This window comes from Dactylosporangium maewongense (assembly GCF_039531485.1).
GTDB lineage: Bacteria > Actinomycetota > Actinomycetes > Mycobacteriales > Micromonosporaceae > Dactylosporangium > Dactylosporangium maewongense.
On sequence record NZ_BAAAQD010000021.1, the window covers coordinates 212,801 to 228,553 of the forward strand.

Below are 15,753 nucleotides of genomic sequence, written 5' to 3' on the forward strand. Positions count from 1 at the left end.
ATGCTTGGGGCCCGCTTGGTGTTGCCTGGCCGGGTGGCCATCGACGCGTCCGGTCAGGCCGGACGCGCGGGAAAGACACCCGGGTCAGTCGGTCGTCTGTCCGTTGAGCCACGCTTGCCCGCTGGGCGTGAGCGCGACGATGTTGGTGTTGTCCCAGCGGCGCGTTTCGAGGCGACCGTCGGCGAGCATCGCGTCTCGGGCGGCGATCTCGTTGTCGCTGGACGAGTTGAAGTAGCCGGCGGTGATCCAGCCGTTGAGGCCGGCGATCCGGCGGGCCAGCGTCAGCTCACGGTCGATGGGCATGCGGAAGCTCCTCGGTGAGGTGTGGGGTTTGGCGGGGCGGGACCGGGGGGTCAGCGCGGTCCCGCCCCGCGGCGGGGGGAGGGTCAGGCTGCGGGGTGCGCGGCGACGAGTTCGGCGTACCGGCGGAGGGCGTCGCTGTCGAAGTCGTGGCGGGAGCAGAGGTCCGGGGCGTGCTGGCCGTTGCGGCGGCCCTGGACGAGGATTCCGGCCTGCGCCGTCTGGAAGATCCGGATGGTGACGTCCCCGGCGATGTGCTCGCGGATCTCGCCCTGGGCGAGCGGCGCGGCCGGGTTGGCGGTCTCGGCGGCGATCTGCTCGGCACGGGCCAGCTGCAGGTAGGCGCTGGCGGTGAGGGCGGCGGCAACCTCGTCGGAGAAGCTCGCGCACTGGTCCTCGATGCGGAGCGTGCCCTGGTAGACCGTCACGGTCCAGGCGGCGGCGGTCACGCGCTGGAGGGTGACGACGACCCTGCCGGCCTGCTCCTGCATCTGCTGGCCGATGGCCAGGACGGGCTTGCGGGTGGCGGCGGGAGCCTTGGTAAGTTCCATGTAGATCGGTCTCCTGTTAGCGCAGGTGTCCGGTTCAGGGCTCCGGTTGGTGTTAGCGCACCGTCCGGGGCCCGTTCTCTCTTGCCCCCAAAACGTACCGTGATTTGGGGTAGCCCACAAGAGGTTAGCCCCAAAGAGTTCCCCCAATTTTGGGCCAATCTTGCGGCGAACCTTGCCCAAGTGGCATGGTTGCTTTGGGGTGGTCCGCGTGGGATCATCACCACCATGACCGACCGCCTTGACGAGGTGGCTCGCGACTTCAACGCGGCCCGCGACGAGGCGGCGGAGTTGCGCAAGCGCCTGACCGCTGTGCAAGCGACCCTCGCTGACCTGCGCCCGAAGGTGACCGCCGCGATCGTCGATGCCGTCCGCAACGGCACCAAGACCCAGATCGAGATCAGTCGCGCCACCGGGTACACGGCTGAGCGCATCCGTCAGATCTGCCGCGAGGCGGGCATCCCGCCGCCGGAAAGCCCGAGAGCGGCCGGCGTCCGTCGACCTTCGGCTGAGTAGCTCGACCTGCACCGCGCACCTCCCGTGGTTGGGAGGGCCCGACGACGGCCGTAGTCGCCGCCGAACCCGTGCCAACCACGCTCCACCCGGAAGGAGACCGGCGGGAGATGGAGCACCTTGCGCACCCCAGCGCATCCATGCCCGCCATTGCGCGACCTTGCGCAGCCATGTCCCGCCAGACGCCGAACACCTACGCTCGAAACGCCCCAGCATTCACCGCCTCGCGCACCGGATCAGGGTGACCCCGCCATGCCGAAGCCAGTCACAAACCACGAGCTCGACGCCCTACTCGCCGACGCCGGATACAGCCAGACCCGGGGAGCGTTCGCCCGCCAGGTCAACGCACACAGCCGGCAGGCCCGCGGGATCGAGCTGCAATACGACAGCGCCTCCGTCTACTGGTGGCTACGAGGACGCACCCCCGACGACCCGGCACCAGCCGTCATCGCGGAGGTACTGTCCCGGCGCCTCAAGCGGACCATCAACCCCGAAGACCTCGGGTTCCGCCGCGGCGGCGCAGACCTGACACGGCTCGGCCTGGCGTACGACTCGTCCCTCGAGGACAGCCGTACCACCGTCGCCGACCTGTGGAGGTACCTGTTGCTGCGCCGTGACGTCCTGACCGCCGCCCCGCTCGTGGTGGGCGCAACCATGACCGCCGGATGGCGGTGGCTGTTCGACCCCCGCGACCCCGACGTGTCCCGTACCGGCGGCCAGCGCGTCAGCCTCGGCGACGTCGCGGCCCTGCGCGCCAGTCAACAGCAGTTGCTCGACCTCGACCGGCGGCACGGCGGCGGCCACGCCCGCGCGCTCATGGTCGGATGGCTGCACCGCGAGGTGACCCCGATGCTGCACGGCGGCTACACCGACAAGGTCGGCCGCGCGCTGCACGCCGCCGTCGCCGAACTGACCGGGCAGGTCGGGTTCATGTCGTACGACGTCGGCGACCATGGGGTGGCGCAGCGGTACTTCATCCAGGCGCTCCGCATGGCGCGGGCCGGCGATGACACCGCGTACGGGTCACACATCCTCGCGAACATGGCGACGCAGGCCGTGTTCCTGCGCCAGCCCGCCGAGGCCGTCCGGCTCGCCCGCGCCGCCGTCGAAGGTGCCCGGCGCGCCCACCCCTCAGTGATGGCCCGGCTCTACACCGCTGAGGCGTGCGCGCACGCGATCTCCCGCGACGAGGCCAGCTGCTCGACGGCGCTCCGCAACGCGGAACGCGCCATGGGCAAGACCACCACTGACGGCCCGGCGTGGGCCGGCTACTTCACGCCGGCGCACTTCGCAGGGACGGCGATGCGGTGCTGGCGAGACCTCGGCCGCCCCGACCGTGCCCTGCAGCACGCGGCGGACGCGATGCTCGTCGACGAGGGCGGCAACCGGACCCGGGCGCTGCACACGGCGCTGACCGCCACCGTCCACGCGACCGGGCCGAGGCCGGACGTCGAGCAGGCCGCAGCCCTCGGCGTCGAGGCATTGGCGCTCTCCGGTGAGGTCCGGTCCCGGCGGGTGGTCGAGCGCGTCGACGAGCTCGCGCAGCTGCTGCGCCCCCACCGCAGGAACCAGGCTGCCGCGCGCTTCCTGCGCCAGGTCGAACGCACACCGCTGGCGGCGTGATGCCCGAGTGGCTCCCACCGCAGGAGTGGTTCGCGCAGCTCGCCGCGTTCCACGCCGTGGTGTCAGTGCTCATCACCGACCCCGACGGTCGGGTGCTGCTGGTCAAGCCGAACTACAACGACACCTGGACACTGCCCGGCGGGTACGTCGACGAGGGTGAGGCGCCGCACGAGGCCGCCGCGCGTGAGGTCCGGGAGGAACTTGGGCTAGACCTCCAGGTGGGCGCTCTGCTCGTCGTCGACTGGGCGCCGCCAGCTGGCGCGCGGACCCGGGCGCTGATGAGCTTCACGTTCGACGGCGGGCTGCTCGACGACCCGGGCCGGATCGCGCTCCGACGTGAGGAGCTGGACGGGTTCGCGTTCTGCACGGCGGCGGAGGTCGCCGAGCGGCTTCCGGTCGCGGTGGCGCCCCGGGTGCCTGCCGCTTTGTTATGCCGCCTTGCAGGCCGCACGGTCTATCTGGCCGCACCTCAACCGGCTGAGGGTCTCTAGACACGGTGGTGTAATCGTTGATGCCGCCGGCATCAGGGCAGGACATGCTGTTCGAGACGTAAAGACCCGGGCCAGGCTGACGCCGGACCCGGGCTTGGTGTTGCGTGTTCTGCTCGGCTACCTCTTCTGCCGCCGGACCACCCATGCGCCAGCACCGGCGGCGAGCGCGAGGACGGTCCCGCCGGCGCCGATGGCCGCCGCGGCGTTGGGGTTGAAGTAGGAGACCACCGTTGCGGCGACTACCACCAGGCATGCGAGCAGCCAGAAGGCGACGAGCATCGTTGTACGGTTGGACTCGTTGGGTGGGACCGGCTGGGCTGGATCCCCTTCGGGGGTTACAGTGGCCACGTTCGTCTTTCTGGTGATGCGTCACTGGGACGCGGACAGCGTTGTGACAGACGCATCTGAGCGGCGCAGGCGGGAACCTGTGCCGCTCTTGCTGTCCGGGGTCTCCGGTGGCAGGCCCGCCGTGGGGTTGGCGGGCGCGAGGGCGGCGTCGCGCTCGATGCGATTGGCACGCTAGCAGTCGCGCGTCGCCGTGGCGAATGCCGATTTGGTGATCATCACGCAGGTTGCATGAATGCAACCAAATTGATCAGATCTGATAAAGCCGCGAGCTGCAATGATCGCCTTTTGCCTGCCGCCTCGAACGTAGTTACCGACAGGTAGGTGTGGTGGTCATCACTCTAGCCGTGGCGGCGGCCGGCCCTGGCAAACCTTCGTGACCAGCGGTAACAGCGGTAATTGGAATACGTTGTGTCAAGTAGCCACTCGGGCGGCTTCCCGCAGATCGTGTCGCAGGGTCGACAGTCCAGCGAACGGTAGTCGTTTCGTAGAAACACCACAACTACAGTCAACGACGGTCGGGAACGGGCATCCACAGGTCGATTCGAGTTCGAATCTATGGGATTCATCGAATGCCTTTCAACGGTTGATTCGGCACCGAAGCAGTGGACTCGCTCAGTGATCGCCAGCGAGAGCCGGAACGGCAACCTTCAGATCCGAAGGCGCCTCCACCAGATCGCTGAGATCCACACCAACGCCAGCGAGAGCGTGGAGCAACGCGTCGAGACCTGGCAGATTGCGCACCGAATCAGGGCCGACAAGCCGGTACCAGACGACGGAGCCGACACCGCCGACCTCGACAAGCCGACGCCTTGAGTCGGCGTCCCACGCCATGTAGGCAAGGAGCTCGACATGTCCAACCGGTCACATGGTCGAGTCGTCCTCCTCACGTCGCCGTCTACCACGTCCTCGTGTGAGCCGCCGGAATCTCTCGGCAAGGATCTGGTCCTCGATGTCCGCCATCCCCGCCGGGACAGACATGTCCATCGCCGGGATGTCCGACGCGGATGCCAGAAGCGCGACGAGGCGCGCGGCAACGCTGGCACCTTCGCCGCTTCGATCGCAAGGCGGACCTGGGTGGCCGTCATGCGGTAGCCCTTGCCGGCCTTCGTGTACTCGACCTCCCGATTGGCGCAGGCGCGTCGCAGCCACCAATAATTCAGGCCGGTCTGGGATGCCACCTCCTGCAGCGTCCACAGCCGAGGGAGCGCCTTGTCAGACTCCGGTGTGCCGTCGGGAGCAGCCTCCAATCAGCCCACCATCCGCAGCTTGGCGGGTTCGGCCGCGAGCTGCTTCTTCCAGTACTCGTCAGCGATCGACTCCGGGATGCGGGTCTTCGCCCGGCCAGCGCCGAGGTTGACGGACTGGAGCCGGCCGCGGCTGATCTCGTCGTAGATGAAGTTCTTCGAGCAGCGCCACAGGGCGGCGAGCTCGGACACCGTGTACAGGATCTCGGCGGCCATCAGGCGGTCCCGCTTGCACCGCGCCTCGCTGCGCGGGCACGGCTGGACTTGAGCTGCATGGACCGGTAGAAGGCTTTGCGTGCCGACTCGGCCCGCCGTGCCCGCTCTGCCGGAGGGAGGACACCGTCGGGGTCGACTTGCCGTTCGAAGCGGGCGAGGAGTCCGTCGCGGGCGGGCTGCAGCGCCTTCTCCCGGTCGGGTTCCACTGCCCACCGGGTGTGGGCGGCGAGCGATGCGCGCATGGTCCGCTGCGCCGGGGTCATCTCGTCGAGCCTGTTGAGGCCTCGCCAGCGGCGCGTTCCCGGCGGCGGCGGAGGACCCGCGGTTCGACGATGGCGAGGAACGCCGTCAGCGCTTCGGTGGCGGCCCGGCCGGCGTCGCTGTTGGGGTCAAGCGGCTGCGTCTGCGGGCTCATCGGCCGGCCGCCCCCTCTGGTCTCGCCGCGTCCGTCAATGCCGCCGCAGCCCGCCGGTGGGCCAGGTTGCGCTGGGCCCGGACGAAGGCCACGGCTGCAGCGTCGATGGCCTGCGTTTTGAGGATGCGCTGTTCTGGCGTGAGGTGAGCGTCACGGTCTGACACCTGACCGTCGTCTACGCCTGGCGGCTCGAGCGGATTGCTTGGCAGGTCTGCCTGCTTGCGAGTCATGTCCGTTTCAAAGCTTTCGTATCGCTTTGGGTTGCGCACCGAACGCTGTCGGTCGAAGACCCGATGCGACTCCACACGTCCGGGCGTCCTCGTCCGTGTTTCTGCCGATCAAGCCGTCGAAGACCTAGCCTCAACCAGGTGACCGACGATGAGCGCCCTCCGTCCGGCCCGTGGCTGCCCGAGCATCTGCGTGGGCTCACGCAGGAGACCGCGACTGACGAGCAGCGGGCGGAAATCCGGGCGGCGTTCCATCGGCGGATGGAGGAGCTGGACGCGTACTGGACGCCGGAGCGGAAGGCGGCGCTTCGACCAGATGTTGCGAAAACCCTCGCAGGGAAACAGGCGCTGGTCGACGCGCGGAACGCCGCAGAGGCCGCGGACCCGTCGCTGTTCTGGCGCCGTGCCGGGGCAGAGGCGGCGCGCAGCGCGGTGCTGGCGGAACGCATGGTGCCGGCGGAGGGTGTGGCGGCGTTCCGTGCCGCGTTCGACGAGGCGCTGCCCCGCGTGCGGGCGGAGAACCCGCTGGGGCGCACCGAACGATAGACCTCTCACCTGCGGCGAAAGTACGCTCAGACCATGGCTGAGCAGCAGAGCAACCAGCGCGGCGACTACGTCGACGAACGCGGCGTCCTGATCACCGCCGAGGGCCGCCGACGGATGCGCGCGAAGCTGGACGAGCTCGCGAACCGCTGGACGCCGGCACAGCGCGCTGAACGTCGTGCCGCGCTCGGTGCGCAAATCGACGGGGCCATCGACGCGCGACGTGCGGAACGCGAGGCGGACCCGGTCGCGTTCTGGCGCGCTCGTGGCGAGGAAGCCGCCCGAGAGGTGGTGCAGCAGGAACGCTATCTGCCGGCAGAGGCGCTGGAGCCATACCGGGCGGCGTTCGACGATGCCCTGCGTGAGGAGCGAGTCCAAGGTGGCCGGGCAGGGCAGTGAAGGCCGCTGGCGATAAACGCTTGTGAGTTCACCGCCGAGCTGCAGCGGCGGTTCCCCGGCGAGCAGGCCGCCGCCGACAACGCCGACGAGCTTCGGACAGTGCTCGCAACATGGATCAATGGATCATGAAGACGAGCGCAACGGGGTGAAACCCTCGGAGCGCTAATGCTTGCTCAACGACAGATGACGCATCAGCACTGAACCCTGAGCACGGCGACGCCCCGTCTCTGCGTGAGACGGGGCGTGCGTGTTTATGGCGTCAGTCGCGGTGGTCGAGCGGGTTCTCCGCCAGCCACTCCGCACGGGCCTCGCGGTCGTCGCCGTAGTAGATCATCGGGGACCAGTCGTCGCCCGGCAGCTCGCTCGCCGACTCGTTGTCGAGCGCGGACCTCAGGCGTTCGAACGCGTCCAACGCCGCCTGGGCGGCCCTTGCCGGCGCGGAGTTCCTCGGGTAGTGCGTGTCCGTCAGCCTGCACGCGTCGAGGAGCGCCCAGCGGGCGTTCAGAAGGTCGGCGCCGAGCTCGACATGCTCGCGACGAGACGGGGGCTGCTTCGTCATCCGGTCGTCCTTCCGGTTCAGGGTGGCGCGAGCCTAACCGAGATCCGGCGGCGCTGGGCGCACCCAAGCCGACTGATTACCGCAGCTCTTCCGGCACCTCGGACGCTGACGCGACGAACGTCATCACGACATGCCCCTGTCCGAACTCGCGCACCTGCAGGTCGTACTCGTGTAGGTCCCGGACCTTCCCGCCGGAGCGTTTCACGGCGTCAACCATGAGCCGGACGAGGAGCCCGTCGACGGTCGACACCTGCGCCCGGTCGTCGAAGTCGATGACCCGCGTGAACGTGTCGAGGCGAGTGTCGTACTGGTTCTGCCTCAGCTTGAACTCGTACCGTTTCGCGGTCACGGTCACCATCCGGGGTCGAGTGCAGTCGATAGGGTGACGTCAGGGTAGCCGACTGACCCGCCGCGCTGGCCATCCTTCAACGTGCTGAGGCCGCCCGCCCGATCAGCGTGTCGCCCGTCGCTCCCTGAGGATCCCCCGATGGGCATCTTCAACCGACTCACCCCCGAAGAGCAGGCCGCAGTCGACGCCGAGAAGGCGCACGCCATAGCGGTGATGAAGGCGGAAGAGGAACGGCAGGCGTTCCTCGCCTCCCCGCAAGGTATGGCCCGTACCGCATATGAGCGCGGTGACCTCATCTACCAGGTCGCCTTGGACCTCGGCTCGCAGCAGGCGCTCACCGTACCGACGATGTCGGCGTTCGTTGCCGAGAAGACCGCCGACCCGAATGCCATCCTGAACGGGATCGCCGGCGCAGGCTGGGAACTGGTGAACGGGTCAGTGGTGTTCCGCCCGACGGGGGAGCAGTCGATCGACAGGTTGACGGTGTCCGGCCAGCGGGTGTCGATCGCGGGGACGACGATCGGGTACTACCTGTGGCGGCGGCGAGCCTGACCGGTACCAAGATGCCTGCGTGCTCAGGGACACAGTTCATCGGACCGGGGTCAGAGGACGATGATCGGCACGATCCCTGGGGTGTACAGGCTGGCGTCGCGGGTGACGAGCGGGCAGTTCAGCGCCTGCGCCTCCCACATCGACTGCCGGGCTGCGAGCGACACCCCCGACCATGCGGAGATCTCGACGGCGGCGCGTTCCATCAGCGGCAGGACGGTGACCCCGGTCGACTGCAGGATGAACTCCCACGCGGACACGGAGGCCTCCACCATCTGCCCCGCTTCGATGATCGCGGCAACGGGGAGGCCGAGTTGGGTGTGGCCGTGGTCTGCCCGATGCCACAGTGCCCAGATGGGCGGGTAGGCATCGAAGAGGGCGGCGAGGGCGGTCGCATCGAAGACGAGCACGGCGACGACGCTAGCGCACGGCTCCGACAAAGAGTCCGGGCGCGCATTTCGGGCTGTGGATAACCCGCGCCCTGTGGATAACCGGGCCGGTCAGGCGGCCTGTCGGCCTTCGCCACGGTCACGGCCGGCACCGTAGGCGGCGATCAGCTCGTCGGCTTTGCGCAGGTCCTCGTCGGTGAGGTCGGGGGCGAGGTCTGGCATCTCCCGCTTGATCCGGGCCCAGCCGGCGCCGGGCGTCCACTGCGGCGGGCCAGCCGGTTCGGGAGTTCGGTCCATAGGTCCGACGGTAGGAGATGACAGCGGCGTTGTCACCTCCATCACGGGTAAGAGCCAGTCCGAGCTGCCGCGTTTTCATCTGCGCCGCACGCGCAAGACCAAGCGTCAGCGGGGCGCGTCAGGTTTGCGGGTCAGGGCGGCTCCGCTGATCGTCGACGACGTTGGATGCGCTTCGCGGTGCTAAGGCGCCACAAGGCCGGAAGCCGATAGGCCACCCCAGCGGTCAGGCCAGGGGCTCGGACTCCCAGCCTGGCAGTTCCCGTTCCGACGGCGGCCAGCCGGGCACCGGCAGACGTCGCGCAAGCGCCGCGATGAGCCAGCTCCCCGACTCGACGTAGCGGGTGATGAAGCAGTGGCTCGGGATGGCCTGAGGCGCCTCGAGCAGGCCGATGTACTGCGGCGGTGTAAGGAACACCATCTCCATCCCAGGCGCCACAAGGTTGTGCTTATTCCACACGCCGGACTCGTGCAGCACTGCCGCATACACCGACCGCCAAAACTGGTGCAGGTCGGTGATCATCTGCACAAAGAGCGGATGGCTCGCGTCGACGGGCGTCAAGGCGTGCGCAAGGTCGACTCGATCACGACGGGCAACCTCCGAATCTTGCTCCGCCCGGTGCATGATCCAGCCCTGCGCCAGCGCCAGGCGTAGCGGGTCGTCGAGCAGCGCCCACAAAGGGCGGCTGGGCTGCTCCGCCCGGACAGCCACAATCCAGGCGCCAACCACAGGAAGGCCACCAGGGCGCTTACTGGGGTCGACCTCGCCAGCCGCCTTCCGGACACTCTCGATCTTCGCTACCAGTCTGCATGGATTGCCTCGGACCAACTTGAAGCCCTTTGACGCGTAGAAGGCAGCGGCCGAGTCGTCGATCGCATCGACCACGACGATGCGTCCACCGGCGGAGTCGGCCGCGTAAAGGATCGTGGTCATCGCGTCGGCGAGCAGGTCGGCGCCGTAGCCCTTGCCCTGCAGTGTGCCGTCGAGCGCGAGCTTCGCCAGCAGGTACGCCGGCACCACGGACACACCGCCAGCCTGACCGGAGGTCAGCTCGTCGCGCCCGATCCTGGTGGGGCACACGGCGAAATAGGCGACGACTCTGCCCTCGTCCGCCCACACGTAGGTGCGGGCGGTGCCGGACCGTTGCGCCCGGAGGGCCTCGCGTTGCAGCCAGTCGTTCAGCTGGGGTTTCCCGCAGTCGAACTGGCTGATGTCGTGGTGATCGTCGAGCAGCTCGGGTTCGCGGAAGTCGGTCATGCCCCCTGCGACCGCCACCGACGGTCGAACGCGCGTGCGAGTCCTGGCATGTCGTCGGGCTCGTCCAGGGACGCCATCAGCTCGTCGAACTGGTCGGCGGGCATGAGGGTGATGTCCGTCCGGGCAATCACCTGGTCAGCTGCCGACGTTGCGGCCTGCACCACGAACGCCGAAACCGAGAGGTGTTGGACTTGGGCGGCGAGTTCGATTCGCTCGGCCTCGTCGGTTGTGGCGCGTACCTCGATCCGCTCGGTCTTACGCGCGGCGGCGGTGGTGTCCATGCCTTGCCTCCTTCCCTCAGGATTCGAGGTTACGGCACTTGTACGGCGTGGAGCTACAGCTTGGCCGTGATCCCGTACATCGGACCGCGGCTCTAGGGCAGACGACGCAGCCCGCCACCTCCGGAGCGAAGTGGCGGGCTGCGTCGTTCCTGCCTGAAGGTGACTCTGCCTGTCGCGTCCTACGAAGGCGCCTTCTCGTCCACGCCCCCCGCCGGGGCCGTGTCGATGATCGCTTTGGCGATCACGGAGGCGCCGGCAAGCACCGCGGCGGCGACCCAGAGAAGCGCGCCGAAGGTTAGCGCTGGCAGTGGGTTCGGGTCCTCGTTCGCGCTGGCGTTGCCTCCAAGGGCGACGGCGGCGATCAGGCCGCCGATCCCGAGGATGGTCGCAGCGGTGTCGAGGATGCGTGTCCGGCGAACGGAAGCGCCGAGGGGGTCGGGGGTATCCATCGGCGGATCCTCACATCGGTGACCGTGACGCGCTGGGGAAGTCCCTCAACGGCGGGCGTGTCGGGCTGTGACGCGACGGCCTGAACCATGTTGACGAAATGTCCACACTGGACGGTCTTGGAGACCATGCGGGGACCGGACGGACCGGACGAGTACAACCCGAGCCGACATGATCTAGCACCAGAAACCGCCTCTGACCTGCCAAAACGTAAGATCACGGCACGGGACGACACAGTCTGACACGCAGACGCTTCCACTTGTAATCGGAAGGTTGCGGGTTCAAGTCCCGCCGTCGGCTCTCCTGATCAAGCCCTGAGCCGGACAGCCGCCGCCGGTCAGCGCGCCTCACGGGCTGGTTCGCGGACAAAGTCGCCTGGCGTGTGCTCGTAGATGATGTCGATGTCGAGGCCGGTCAGCAGATCGACAAGATCCTGCTTCGGACGGGTCGGTAAGAGCACCGCCCGGGAGCGGGGCTCGACGTAGCGGGCGTAGTCGTAGAGTTGGCCGATCGCGTGGCGGATGTGTTCGCGACCGGCGGTGGACTTGGCCTCGACGAGCTCCTCGGCGTCGATCTCGAAGACATCGGTGAAGAAGGTGTCCAAGCCTCCCGGCAGCGTGATCAGCTTGCGGGCAGCGCGGCGACCATGCGCGGCCAGGTAGGTTTCGTAGCGAATTACCAGGTCGGCCTCGCGACGGGTGGCCTGGCGGGACTCGCTTGGGCGGCGGGCGAAGGTGCGGGTCATGCTCCGCTCCAGCGCGATGGTGCGGACGACCGCGCCAGTGGCCAGTCGTTGGTCAGGCACGATCGGCGCCGGGTCGGCCAGCGGCGGTCCGAGCACCGGCCACCCCTTCTGCAGGGCCGAGTGACGGACCGCCCGGATGGCGTCTTCGGACAGGTCGGACGCCGGGATCGGCCCGAAGGTGTCGTCCGGCTCGTCTGGCTCGAGGGTGACGCGGTACGGGTACAGGTCGTCGGGCCAGACCGGTTTGACGTGGTCCTCGTATAGCGGGTCACGCAGCAGGCGTTGGGTCACCGAGCGGAAGGTCGCGCCCGTCCAGGCATCGAAGTCCTCGTCGCGGGTGCGCGGCCAACCCTTCGGCGCCGGCCGCGGTGGCTCAATGCCGCGAACGAAGATGATCCACGTCGGTTCGTCCCGGTCCGGGTCGCGAAGCCACTGCTCGGCTTGGGCGACCAGCGGCCCGCCGCCGTCGAAGGTCTTCCACCCCCAGATGTTGCCGCGCATACCGATCTTGAAGTTGCCGTCAGCACGCTCGCCGACATATACATACGCGCTGCGGCTCATGCGGGACGGTCCTCGATCGGCGGGAAGCGCTGCTCATTGCGGGCGATCTTCGCGGCCACGGACTCCGCCACGTCGACGCCTGCGACATCCGCGAAGCGGAGCAGATAAATGAGGACATCTGCCACCTCTTCCGCGACCCGGTCCATGGGTGGCGGCTCCGGCGGGTCCCACTGGTACAACTCGGCGAGTTCGCCAACCTCGCCAACCAGCGCGAGGATCAGGTTGCGCGGGGTGTGATACCGCGGCCAATCACGGGCTTCAGCGAAGCGGCGCAGCTCCCGCTGCACCTGCCCCGGCCAGTCGTCAGGCAGTTCGTCGTTCGACATTGCCGCCAGTCGATCACCGTGACAACCGCAATGTTGTTATGGCCTTAAGGCTGTCAGGACGGTTCGAAATCGAGTCGTCGCCGTCAATTGCGGAGAAGGCGGGAGCCATGAGCTTCGCCGCTCGCCTGCGGAAGGTGCGCCGCACTTACCGGGACACGACCACCTGTGGCCGCCACCGAGACTTCCAACAGGCTTTGACACGTGGGCTGCCGATCAAGGGGCGGGATGCTGACGGGGTGGTGCCGGCCGTGGGGTCGGCGACGTAGCGTTGGCTGGGCACTGCTGTTGTCGGCTCTTGCGTTGACGTACGCCAGAGGAGGACATCATGTCCTTGGACAAGATGATGGAGTCCGCCAAGCGTGGCCTGGCGACGGGCCGGGCCCGGATAGACGAGACGAAAGCCCAGCGGCAGCGTGACAAGCTGCTGTACGAGCTCGGTAAGGCCAGCTACGCCGAACACGCCGGCCATGCGACGCATGAGGCCGTGGCACGGAAGCTCCGCGCTCTGGATGACCATGAGCAGGCGCTTCGCGCGAAGTACGAGCGGCGGGCGAGAGACATCATGCACCCGGGAGCCGAGTGCGTCGGCGAGGGCGAGAGCGTCGCGGCCGCCGCGCGGAAGATGCGCGAGCTCGGCGTTGGATCCCTGCCGATCTGCGGCGCGGACGACCGGCTGCACGGCATCATCACCGACCGCGACATCGTCGTGCGGTGTATCGCTGAGGGCCAGGATCCCGGCCAGGTCAGCGTGCGCGACCTGACCAGTGGTGAGCTGGTCTGGGTGGATGCCGGCGCCGGCGTCGACGAGGTGCTGCATCACATGGAGGACCGCCAGGTCAAGCGGCTGCCGGTCATCGAGAACCATCGGCTGGTCGGCATGATCAGCGAGGCCGACCTAGCTCGCAACCTTGACGAACGCCGGCTGGCCGAGTTCGTCGGGAAGGTCTACGCGACGTCCGACGTTCCCTGAAGCCGGCCGCTCCCAGACCCTAGGCCGACGGGCTGGGCGGCCCGGCCGACGCGGGGGAAGGCAGGTTCGCCCCGAGCTGGTCGGCGGGGGTGAGGACCGCCGCGTACCCGGTGTCGGTGAGTGTGCCGTCCCGGTGCAGCTCGTTGAGCCGGGCGCGCAGACCGGCCAGCTCCATTGCGGCGAGGTCGTTGTTGCCGCGCGCGAGTTGGCCGGCGAGGTTGTCGAACCGGCGGTTCAGCTCACGCGCGGTATCGCGGTCCAGGCCGCCGCCACCGGTCTGGGCCTGCACGGCGGCGCGAGCCGCAGCCAGCGACGCCTCGACCGGGTCGTTCGTCGGGGCGCTCGGTGTGTCGCTCAGTGTGGCGGTCGGCGTTGGGCTCGGGGTGTCGGTCGGCGGGTCACTCGGGGCCGCGCTCGAGATGTCCGCGGACGGCAGGGAGCGGGTCGTCTCCGCAGGGGTGGTGGGCGCCGCGGCCGGGTGGCCGGATCGGTCCGGGAGGACACCGAGCGCGAACACGGCGACGGCCGCCGCACCGAGCGCCGTCATCGCGATCCCGGTCGAACGGCCCCGTCGCCGGGCAGTCGGCTCGGGTGGCTCGCCGAGCGCGGGCAGGTTCTGCGTCGCCGGCCGTACCGGGGCGCGGCCGCGGATCGGCGCCTCGCCCCTGAGCACGGCCGTTCCAGCGGTACGTGCGAGCACAGCCGTTCCGGTCCCGCCGGCGGCGCCGGACAAAGCCGCGCGGACCTGCGCCGCACTTGCCGGTCGGTCCGTCGCGCGCTTGGCCAGCAATGCGCCGACCAGCCCGGCGAGCCGCGGCGGCAGGCCGGGCCGCAGTACCGCCACCGGAACCGCTTCCTGGTGAATCTGCTGCCAGGCGATCTGCACCGGCGAGCCTTCGGTGAACGGCGGACGGCCGGTGAGCATCGCGTACAGCACACAGCCCAGCGCGTACAGGTCGGTCCGTGCGTCGACGGGCTCGCCGAGGACCTGCTCCGGTGCCATGTACGAGCTGGTGCCGACCACGGTGGCGGGCGCGGTCAGCGCTGCCTGTGCCCGGTCGGTGATGCGGGCGATCCCGAAGTCGCAGACCTTCACCCGGCCCTCGTCGCCGATGAGGATGTTGGCCGGCTTCACGTCCCGGTGTACCACTCCGGCGTCGTGCGCAGCCGTCAAGGCGTCGCACACCTGCTCGGCGATGCGCACCGCACGCCGCGGATCCAGCGGACCCCTGGCCAACTCGTCGGCGAGGCTGTGCCCCTGGACCAGCTCCATCACGAGGTACGGCGTAACGCCGTCCACCCCGACGTCGTACACGGCGACGATGCTCGGATGCGACAGCCGCGCAGCGGTGTGCGCTTCGCGCTCGAACCGCTCCGGTATCGACGGATCCGCGCCGCCCTGGTCATGGAGCATCTTCACGGCCACAGGTCGATCCAGCCGCCCGTCGAAAGCCAGCCACACATCGGCCATACCGCCGCGGCCGATGACCGATCGCAGCTCGTACCGGCCGTTCAACAGACGCCCCACCATGGTGGTTAACCTTGACACAATCGTCCTAATCACCCCATAGGGGCGTCACAACACGTCACGGTGGCCGGACGCCCGACGTCGTCCTGCCCTGGCCGGACAGCCGGGTGGCCACGGATGCTTGATGACGACGAAGCTGCACCGCGACACCAAACCGCTTGGTCAGCACGGTGCTGTTTATCGTTGGCCGATGTCTGACTTGTCGTACGGCGATCTGCTTGCTGACTTCTCCGACGCTCAGCCGTACACCCCGGAAACCGCCGCGAGCGCACCCAGCTCGGCTGGCGTGCATGTGGTGCTCGAGCGGAATGTGGTCGCCTACGTCGGGTCGACGGGCGATCTGCGGCGCCGGCTCCGGCAGCACCTGACCGGCAACCGCGGCTCGTCGGTGCTGCACGACCAGGTCGGCCAGGATCTCGATACGCCCGACCACACTGCATCGGCCGCCGAGATCGCGGCCTGGCTGGGGCAGTGCGCGGTCCGCTGGTACGAGACGGACAATCCGGAGGGCGTGAAGGACACATTGATCCTGGCGTTCAAACCGCGCTTCAATCGGCGGGTGCCGAGCCAAGAGTAGGAAGCCAAGCGCTGTTGAGGGTCCGTGCAGCGAGGCTCATCGACCGGCATAAA

Annotated in this window: 24 protein-coding genes; 9 read left to right on the plus strand and 15 right to left on the minus strand. The window is 68.6% G+C overall.

Features of this window, described 5'->3' with window-relative positions:
• Positions 1-84: 84 nt before the first annotated feature.
• Both ABD332_RS41745 and ABD332_RS41750 read right to left on the minus strand, forming a co-directional pair.
• Positions 85-303 (minus strand): hypothetical protein, encoded by a 219-nt coding sequence (locus ABD332_RS41745; protein ID WP_344509310.1) that lies wholly within the window; start codon positions 301-303, stop codon positions 85-87.
• A gap of 83 nt (positions 304-386) precedes the next feature.
• Positions 387-851, minus strand: a complete 465-nt coding sequence (locus ABD332_RS41750) for a hypothetical protein (RefSeq protein WP_344509312.1) — start codon at positions 849-851, stop codon at positions 387-389.
• 225 nt (positions 852-1,076) lie between these two features.
• On the opposite strand from ABD332_RS41750, the gene ABD332_RS41755 reads away from it, so the two are divergent.
• The 3 genes from ABD332_RS41755 to ABD332_RS41765 all read left to right on the plus strand — a co-directional run bounded on the left by ABD332_RS41755 (position 1,077) and on the right by ABD332_RS41765 (position 3,475).
• Positions 1,077-1,364 carry a hypothetical protein gene (locus tag ABD332_RS41755; RefSeq protein ID WP_344509313.1) on the plus strand — a complete coding sequence of 96 codons (288 nt, stop codon included), beginning with the start codon at positions 1,077-1,079 and terminating at the stop codon, positions 1,362-1,364.
• A gap of 249 nt (positions 1,365-1,613) precedes the next feature.
• Complete coding sequence (locus ABD332_RS41760) at positions 1,614-2,984, plus strand: NsdA family TPR-like regulatory protein (protein ID WP_344509315.1); 1,371 nt, start codon at positions 1,614-1,616, stop codon at positions 2,982-2,984.
• Positions 2,984-3,475: an NUDIX domain-containing protein gene (locus tag ABD332_RS41765; protein ID WP_344509317.1), complete on the plus strand. Its 492-nt coding sequence runs from the start codon at positions 2,984-2,986 to the stop codon at positions 3,473-3,475. Before ABD332_RS41760 ends, ABD332_RS41765 begins: the two co-directional genes overlap by 1 nt.
• Positions 3,476-3,592: 117 nt before the next feature.
• Here ABD332_RS41765 and ABD332_RS41770 read toward each other — a convergent pair whose 3' ends face one another.
• Positions 3,593-3,754, minus strand: coding sequence for a hypothetical protein (locus ABD332_RS41770; protein ID WP_344509319.1), 162 nt, complete (start codon positions 3,752-3,754; stop codon positions 3,593-3,595).
• A gap of 684 nt (positions 3,755-4,438) precedes the next feature.
• On the opposite strand from ABD332_RS41770, the gene ABD332_RS41775 reads away from it, so the two are divergent.
• Positions 4,439-4,636: a hypothetical protein gene (locus ABD332_RS41775; protein WP_344509321.1), complete on the plus strand. Its 198-nt coding sequence runs from the start codon at positions 4,439-4,441 to the stop codon at positions 4,634-4,636.
• A 434-nt stretch (positions 4,637-5,070) separates the two neighbouring features.
• On the opposite strand, the gene ABD332_RS41780 is transcribed toward ABD332_RS41775, so the two are convergent.
• Positions 5,071-5,283 carry a helix-turn-helix domain-containing protein gene (locus ABD332_RS41780; protein WP_344509323.1) on the minus strand — a complete coding sequence of 71 codons (213 nt, stop codon included), beginning with the start codon at positions 5,281-5,283 and terminating at the stop codon, positions 5,071-5,073.
• Positions 5,284-5,694: 411 nt separating this feature from the next.
• Positions 5,695-6,003, minus strand: a complete 309-nt coding sequence (locus tag ABD332_RS41785; protein WP_344509325.1) for a hypothetical protein — start codon at positions 6,001-6,003, stop codon at positions 5,695-5,697.
• Positions 6,004-6,066: 63 nt separating this feature from the next.
• On the opposite strand from ABD332_RS41785, the gene ABD332_RS41790 reads away from it, so the two are divergent.
• The gene (locus ABD332_RS41790) at positions 6,067-6,471 is read left to right on the plus strand and encodes a hypothetical protein (RefSeq protein ID WP_344509327.1); all 405 of its coding nucleotides are present in this window, start codon (positions 6,067-6,069) and stop codon (positions 6,469-6,471) included.
• A 33-nt stretch (positions 6,472-6,504) separates the two neighbouring features.
• Positions 6,505-6,867: a hypothetical protein gene (locus ABD332_RS41795; protein WP_344509329.1), complete on the plus strand. Its 363-nt coding sequence runs from the start codon at positions 6,505-6,507 to the stop codon at positions 6,865-6,867.
• A gap of 259 nt (positions 6,868-7,126) precedes the next feature.
• On the opposite strand, the gene ABD332_RS41800 is transcribed toward ABD332_RS41795, so the two are convergent.
• On the minus strand, positions 7,127-7,426 hold the full coding sequence (locus tag ABD332_RS41800; protein WP_344509331.1) for a hypothetical protein: 300 nt from the start codon (positions 7,424-7,426) through the stop codon (positions 7,127-7,129).
• A gap of 76 nt (positions 7,427-7,502) precedes the next feature.
• On the minus strand, positions 7,503-7,775 hold the full coding sequence (locus ABD332_RS41805) for a hypothetical protein (RefSeq protein ID WP_344509333.1): 273 nt from the start codon (positions 7,773-7,775) through the stop codon (positions 7,503-7,505).
• A gap of 138 nt (positions 7,776-7,913) precedes the next feature.
• On the opposite strand from ABD332_RS41805, the gene ABD332_RS41810 reads away from it, so the two are divergent.
• The gene (locus ABD332_RS41810; RefSeq protein ID WP_344509335.1) at positions 7,914-8,327 is read left to right on the plus strand and encodes a hypothetical protein; all 414 of its coding nucleotides are present in this window, start codon (positions 7,914-7,916) and stop codon (positions 8,325-8,327) included.
• A gap of 50 nt (positions 8,328-8,377) precedes the next feature.
• Here the strand turns inward: ABD332_RS41810 and ABD332_RS41815 are convergent, their stop codons facing one another.
• The 7 genes from ABD332_RS41815 to ABD332_RS41845 all read right to left on the minus strand — a co-directional run bounded on the left by ABD332_RS41815 (position 8,378) and on the right by ABD332_RS41845 (position 12,625).
• On the minus strand, positions 8,378-8,734 hold the full coding sequence (locus tag ABD332_RS41815; protein WP_344509337.1) for a hypothetical protein: 357 nt from the start codon (positions 8,732-8,734) through the stop codon (positions 8,378-8,380).
• A gap of 90 nt (positions 8,735-8,824) precedes the next feature.
• A complete protein-coding gene (locus ABD332_RS41820; protein ID WP_344509339.1) occupies positions 8,825-9,010 on the minus strand; it encodes a hypothetical protein in 186 nt (61 codons plus the stop codon).
• 223 nt (positions 9,011-9,233) lie between these two features.
• A complete protein-coding gene (locus ABD332_RS41825; RefSeq protein WP_344509341.1) occupies positions 9,234-10,265 on the minus strand; it encodes a GNAT family N-acetyltransferase in 1,032 nt (343 codons plus the stop codon).
• Complete coding sequence (locus ABD332_RS41830) at positions 10,262-10,546, minus strand: type II toxin-antitoxin system TacA family antitoxin (RefSeq protein WP_344509343.1); 285 nt, start codon at positions 10,544-10,546, stop codon at positions 10,262-10,264. The genes ABD332_RS41825 and ABD332_RS41830 overlap by 4 nt, the downstream gene beginning before the upstream one ends.
• 179 nt (positions 10,547-10,725) lie before the next feature.
• Entirely contained in the window at positions 10,726-10,995 is a 270-nt protein-coding gene (locus tag ABD332_RS41835; RefSeq protein WP_344509344.1) for a hypothetical protein, read from the minus strand.
• A gap of 335 nt (positions 10,996-11,330) precedes the next feature.
• Positions 11,331-12,299 (minus strand): hypothetical protein, encoded by a 969-nt coding sequence (locus ABD332_RS41840; protein WP_344509345.1) that lies wholly within the window; start codon positions 12,297-12,299, stop codon positions 11,331-11,333.
• Positions 12,296-12,625 (minus strand): nucleotide pyrophosphohydrolase, encoded by a 330-nt coding sequence (locus ABD332_RS41845; RefSeq protein WP_344509346.1) that lies wholly within the window; start codon positions 12,623-12,625, stop codon positions 12,296-12,298. The genes ABD332_RS41840 and ABD332_RS41845 overlap by 4 nt, the downstream gene beginning before the upstream one ends.
• Before the next feature lie 325 nt (positions 12,626-12,950).
• On the opposite strand from ABD332_RS41845, the gene ABD332_RS41850 reads away from it, so the two are divergent.
• Entirely contained in the window at positions 12,951-13,595 is a 645-nt protein-coding gene (locus tag ABD332_RS41850) for a CBS domain-containing protein (protein WP_344509348.1), read from the plus strand.
• Between the two features lie 19 nt (positions 13,596-13,614).
• Here the strand turns inward: ABD332_RS41850 and ABD332_RS41855 are convergent, their stop codons facing one another.
• The gene (locus ABD332_RS41855) at positions 13,615-15,126 is read right to left on the minus strand and encodes a protein kinase domain-containing protein (RefSeq protein WP_344509350.1); all 1,512 of its coding nucleotides are present in this window, start codon (positions 15,124-15,126) and stop codon (positions 13,615-13,617) included.
• Positions 15,127-15,247: 121 nt separating this feature from the next.
• Here ABD332_RS41855 and ABD332_RS41860 point away from each other — a divergent pair, with 121 nt between their 5' ends.
• Entirely contained in the window at positions 15,248-15,700 is a 453-nt protein-coding gene (locus tag ABD332_RS41860) for a GIY-YIG nuclease family protein (RefSeq protein WP_344509352.1), read from the plus strand.
• Positions 15,701-15,753: the final 53 nt, after the last annotated feature.

What these genes read in the sequence shown, in the direction of transcription:
- ABD332_RS41745 (WP_344509310.1), bottom strand. Translation starts at nt 303, where the DNA reads ATGCCCATCGACCGTGAGCTGACGCTGGCCCGCCGGATCGCCGGCCTC.
- ABD332_RS41750 (WP_344509312.1), bottom strand. Translation starts at nt 851, where the DNA reads ATGGAACTTACCAAGGCTCCCGCCGCCACCCGCAAGCCCGTCCTGGCC.
- ABD332_RS41755 (WP_344509313.1), top strand. Translation starts at nt 1,077, where the DNA reads ATGACCGACCGCCTTGACGAGGTGGCTCGCGACTTCAACGCGGCCCGC.
- ABD332_RS41760 (WP_344509315.1), top strand. Translation starts at nt 1,614, where the DNA reads ATGCCGAAGCCAGTCACAAACCACGAGCTCGACGCCCTACTCGCCGAC.
- ABD332_RS41765 (WP_344509317.1), top strand. Translation starts at nt 2,984, where the DNA reads ATGCCCGAGTGGCTCCCACCGCAGGAGTGGTTCGCGCAGCTCGCCGCG.
- ABD332_RS41770 (WP_344509319.1), bottom strand. Translation starts at nt 3,754, where the DNA reads ATGCTCGTCGCCTTCTGGCTGCTCGCATGCCTGGTGGTAGTCGCCGCA.
- ABD332_RS41780 (WP_344509323.1), bottom strand. Translation starts at nt 5,283, where the DNA reads ATGGCCGCCGAGATCCTGTACACGGTGTCCGAGCTCGCCGCCCTGTGG.
- ABD332_RS41795 (WP_344509329.1), top strand. Translation starts at nt 6,505, where the DNA reads ATGGCTGAGCAGCAGAGCAACCAGCGCGGCGACTACGTCGACGAACGC.
- ABD332_RS41800 (WP_344509331.1), bottom strand. Translation starts at nt 7,426, where the DNA reads ATGACGAAGCAGCCCCCGTCTCGTCGCGAGCATGTCGAGCTCGGCGCC.
- ABD332_RS41810 (WP_344509335.1), top strand. Translation starts at nt 7,914, where the DNA reads ATGGGCATCTTCAACCGACTCACCCCCGAAGAGCAGGCCGCAGTCGAC.
- ABD332_RS41820 (WP_344509339.1), bottom strand. Translation starts at nt 9,010, where the DNA reads ATGGACCGAACTCCCGAACCGGCTGGCCCGCCGCAGTGGACGCCCGGC.
- ABD332_RS41825 (WP_344509341.1), bottom strand. Translation starts at nt 10,265, where the DNA reads ATGACCGACTTCCGCGAACCCGAGCTGCTCGACGATCACCACGACATC.
- ABD332_RS41830 (WP_344509343.1), bottom strand. Translation starts at nt 10,546, where the DNA reads ATGGACACCACCGCCGCCGCGCGTAAGACCGAGCGGATCGAGGTACGC.
- ABD332_RS41835 (WP_344509344.1), bottom strand. Translation starts at nt 10,995, where the DNA reads ATGGATACCCCCGACCCCCTCGGCGCTTCCGTTCGCCGGACACGCATC.
- ABD332_RS41840 (WP_344509345.1), bottom strand. Translation starts at nt 12,299, where the DNA reads ATGAGCCGCAGCGCGTATGTATATGTCGGCGAGCGTGCTGACGGCAAC.
- ABD332_RS41845 (WP_344509346.1), bottom strand. Translation starts at nt 12,625, where the DNA reads ATGTCGAACGACGAACTGCCTGACGACTGGCCGGGGCAGGTGCAGCGG.
- ABD332_RS41850 (WP_344509348.1), top strand. Translation starts at nt 12,951, where the DNA reads ATGTCCTTGGACAAGATGATGGAGTCCGCCAAGCGTGGCCTGGCGACG.
- ABD332_RS41855 (WP_344509350.1), bottom strand. Translation starts at nt 15,126, where the DNA reads ATGGTGGGGCGTCTGTTGAACGGCCGGTACGAGCTGCGATCGGTCATC.
- ABD332_RS41860 (WP_344509352.1), top strand. Translation starts at nt 15,248, where the DNA reads ATGACGACGAAGCTGCACCGCGACACCAAACCGCTTGGTCAGCACGGT.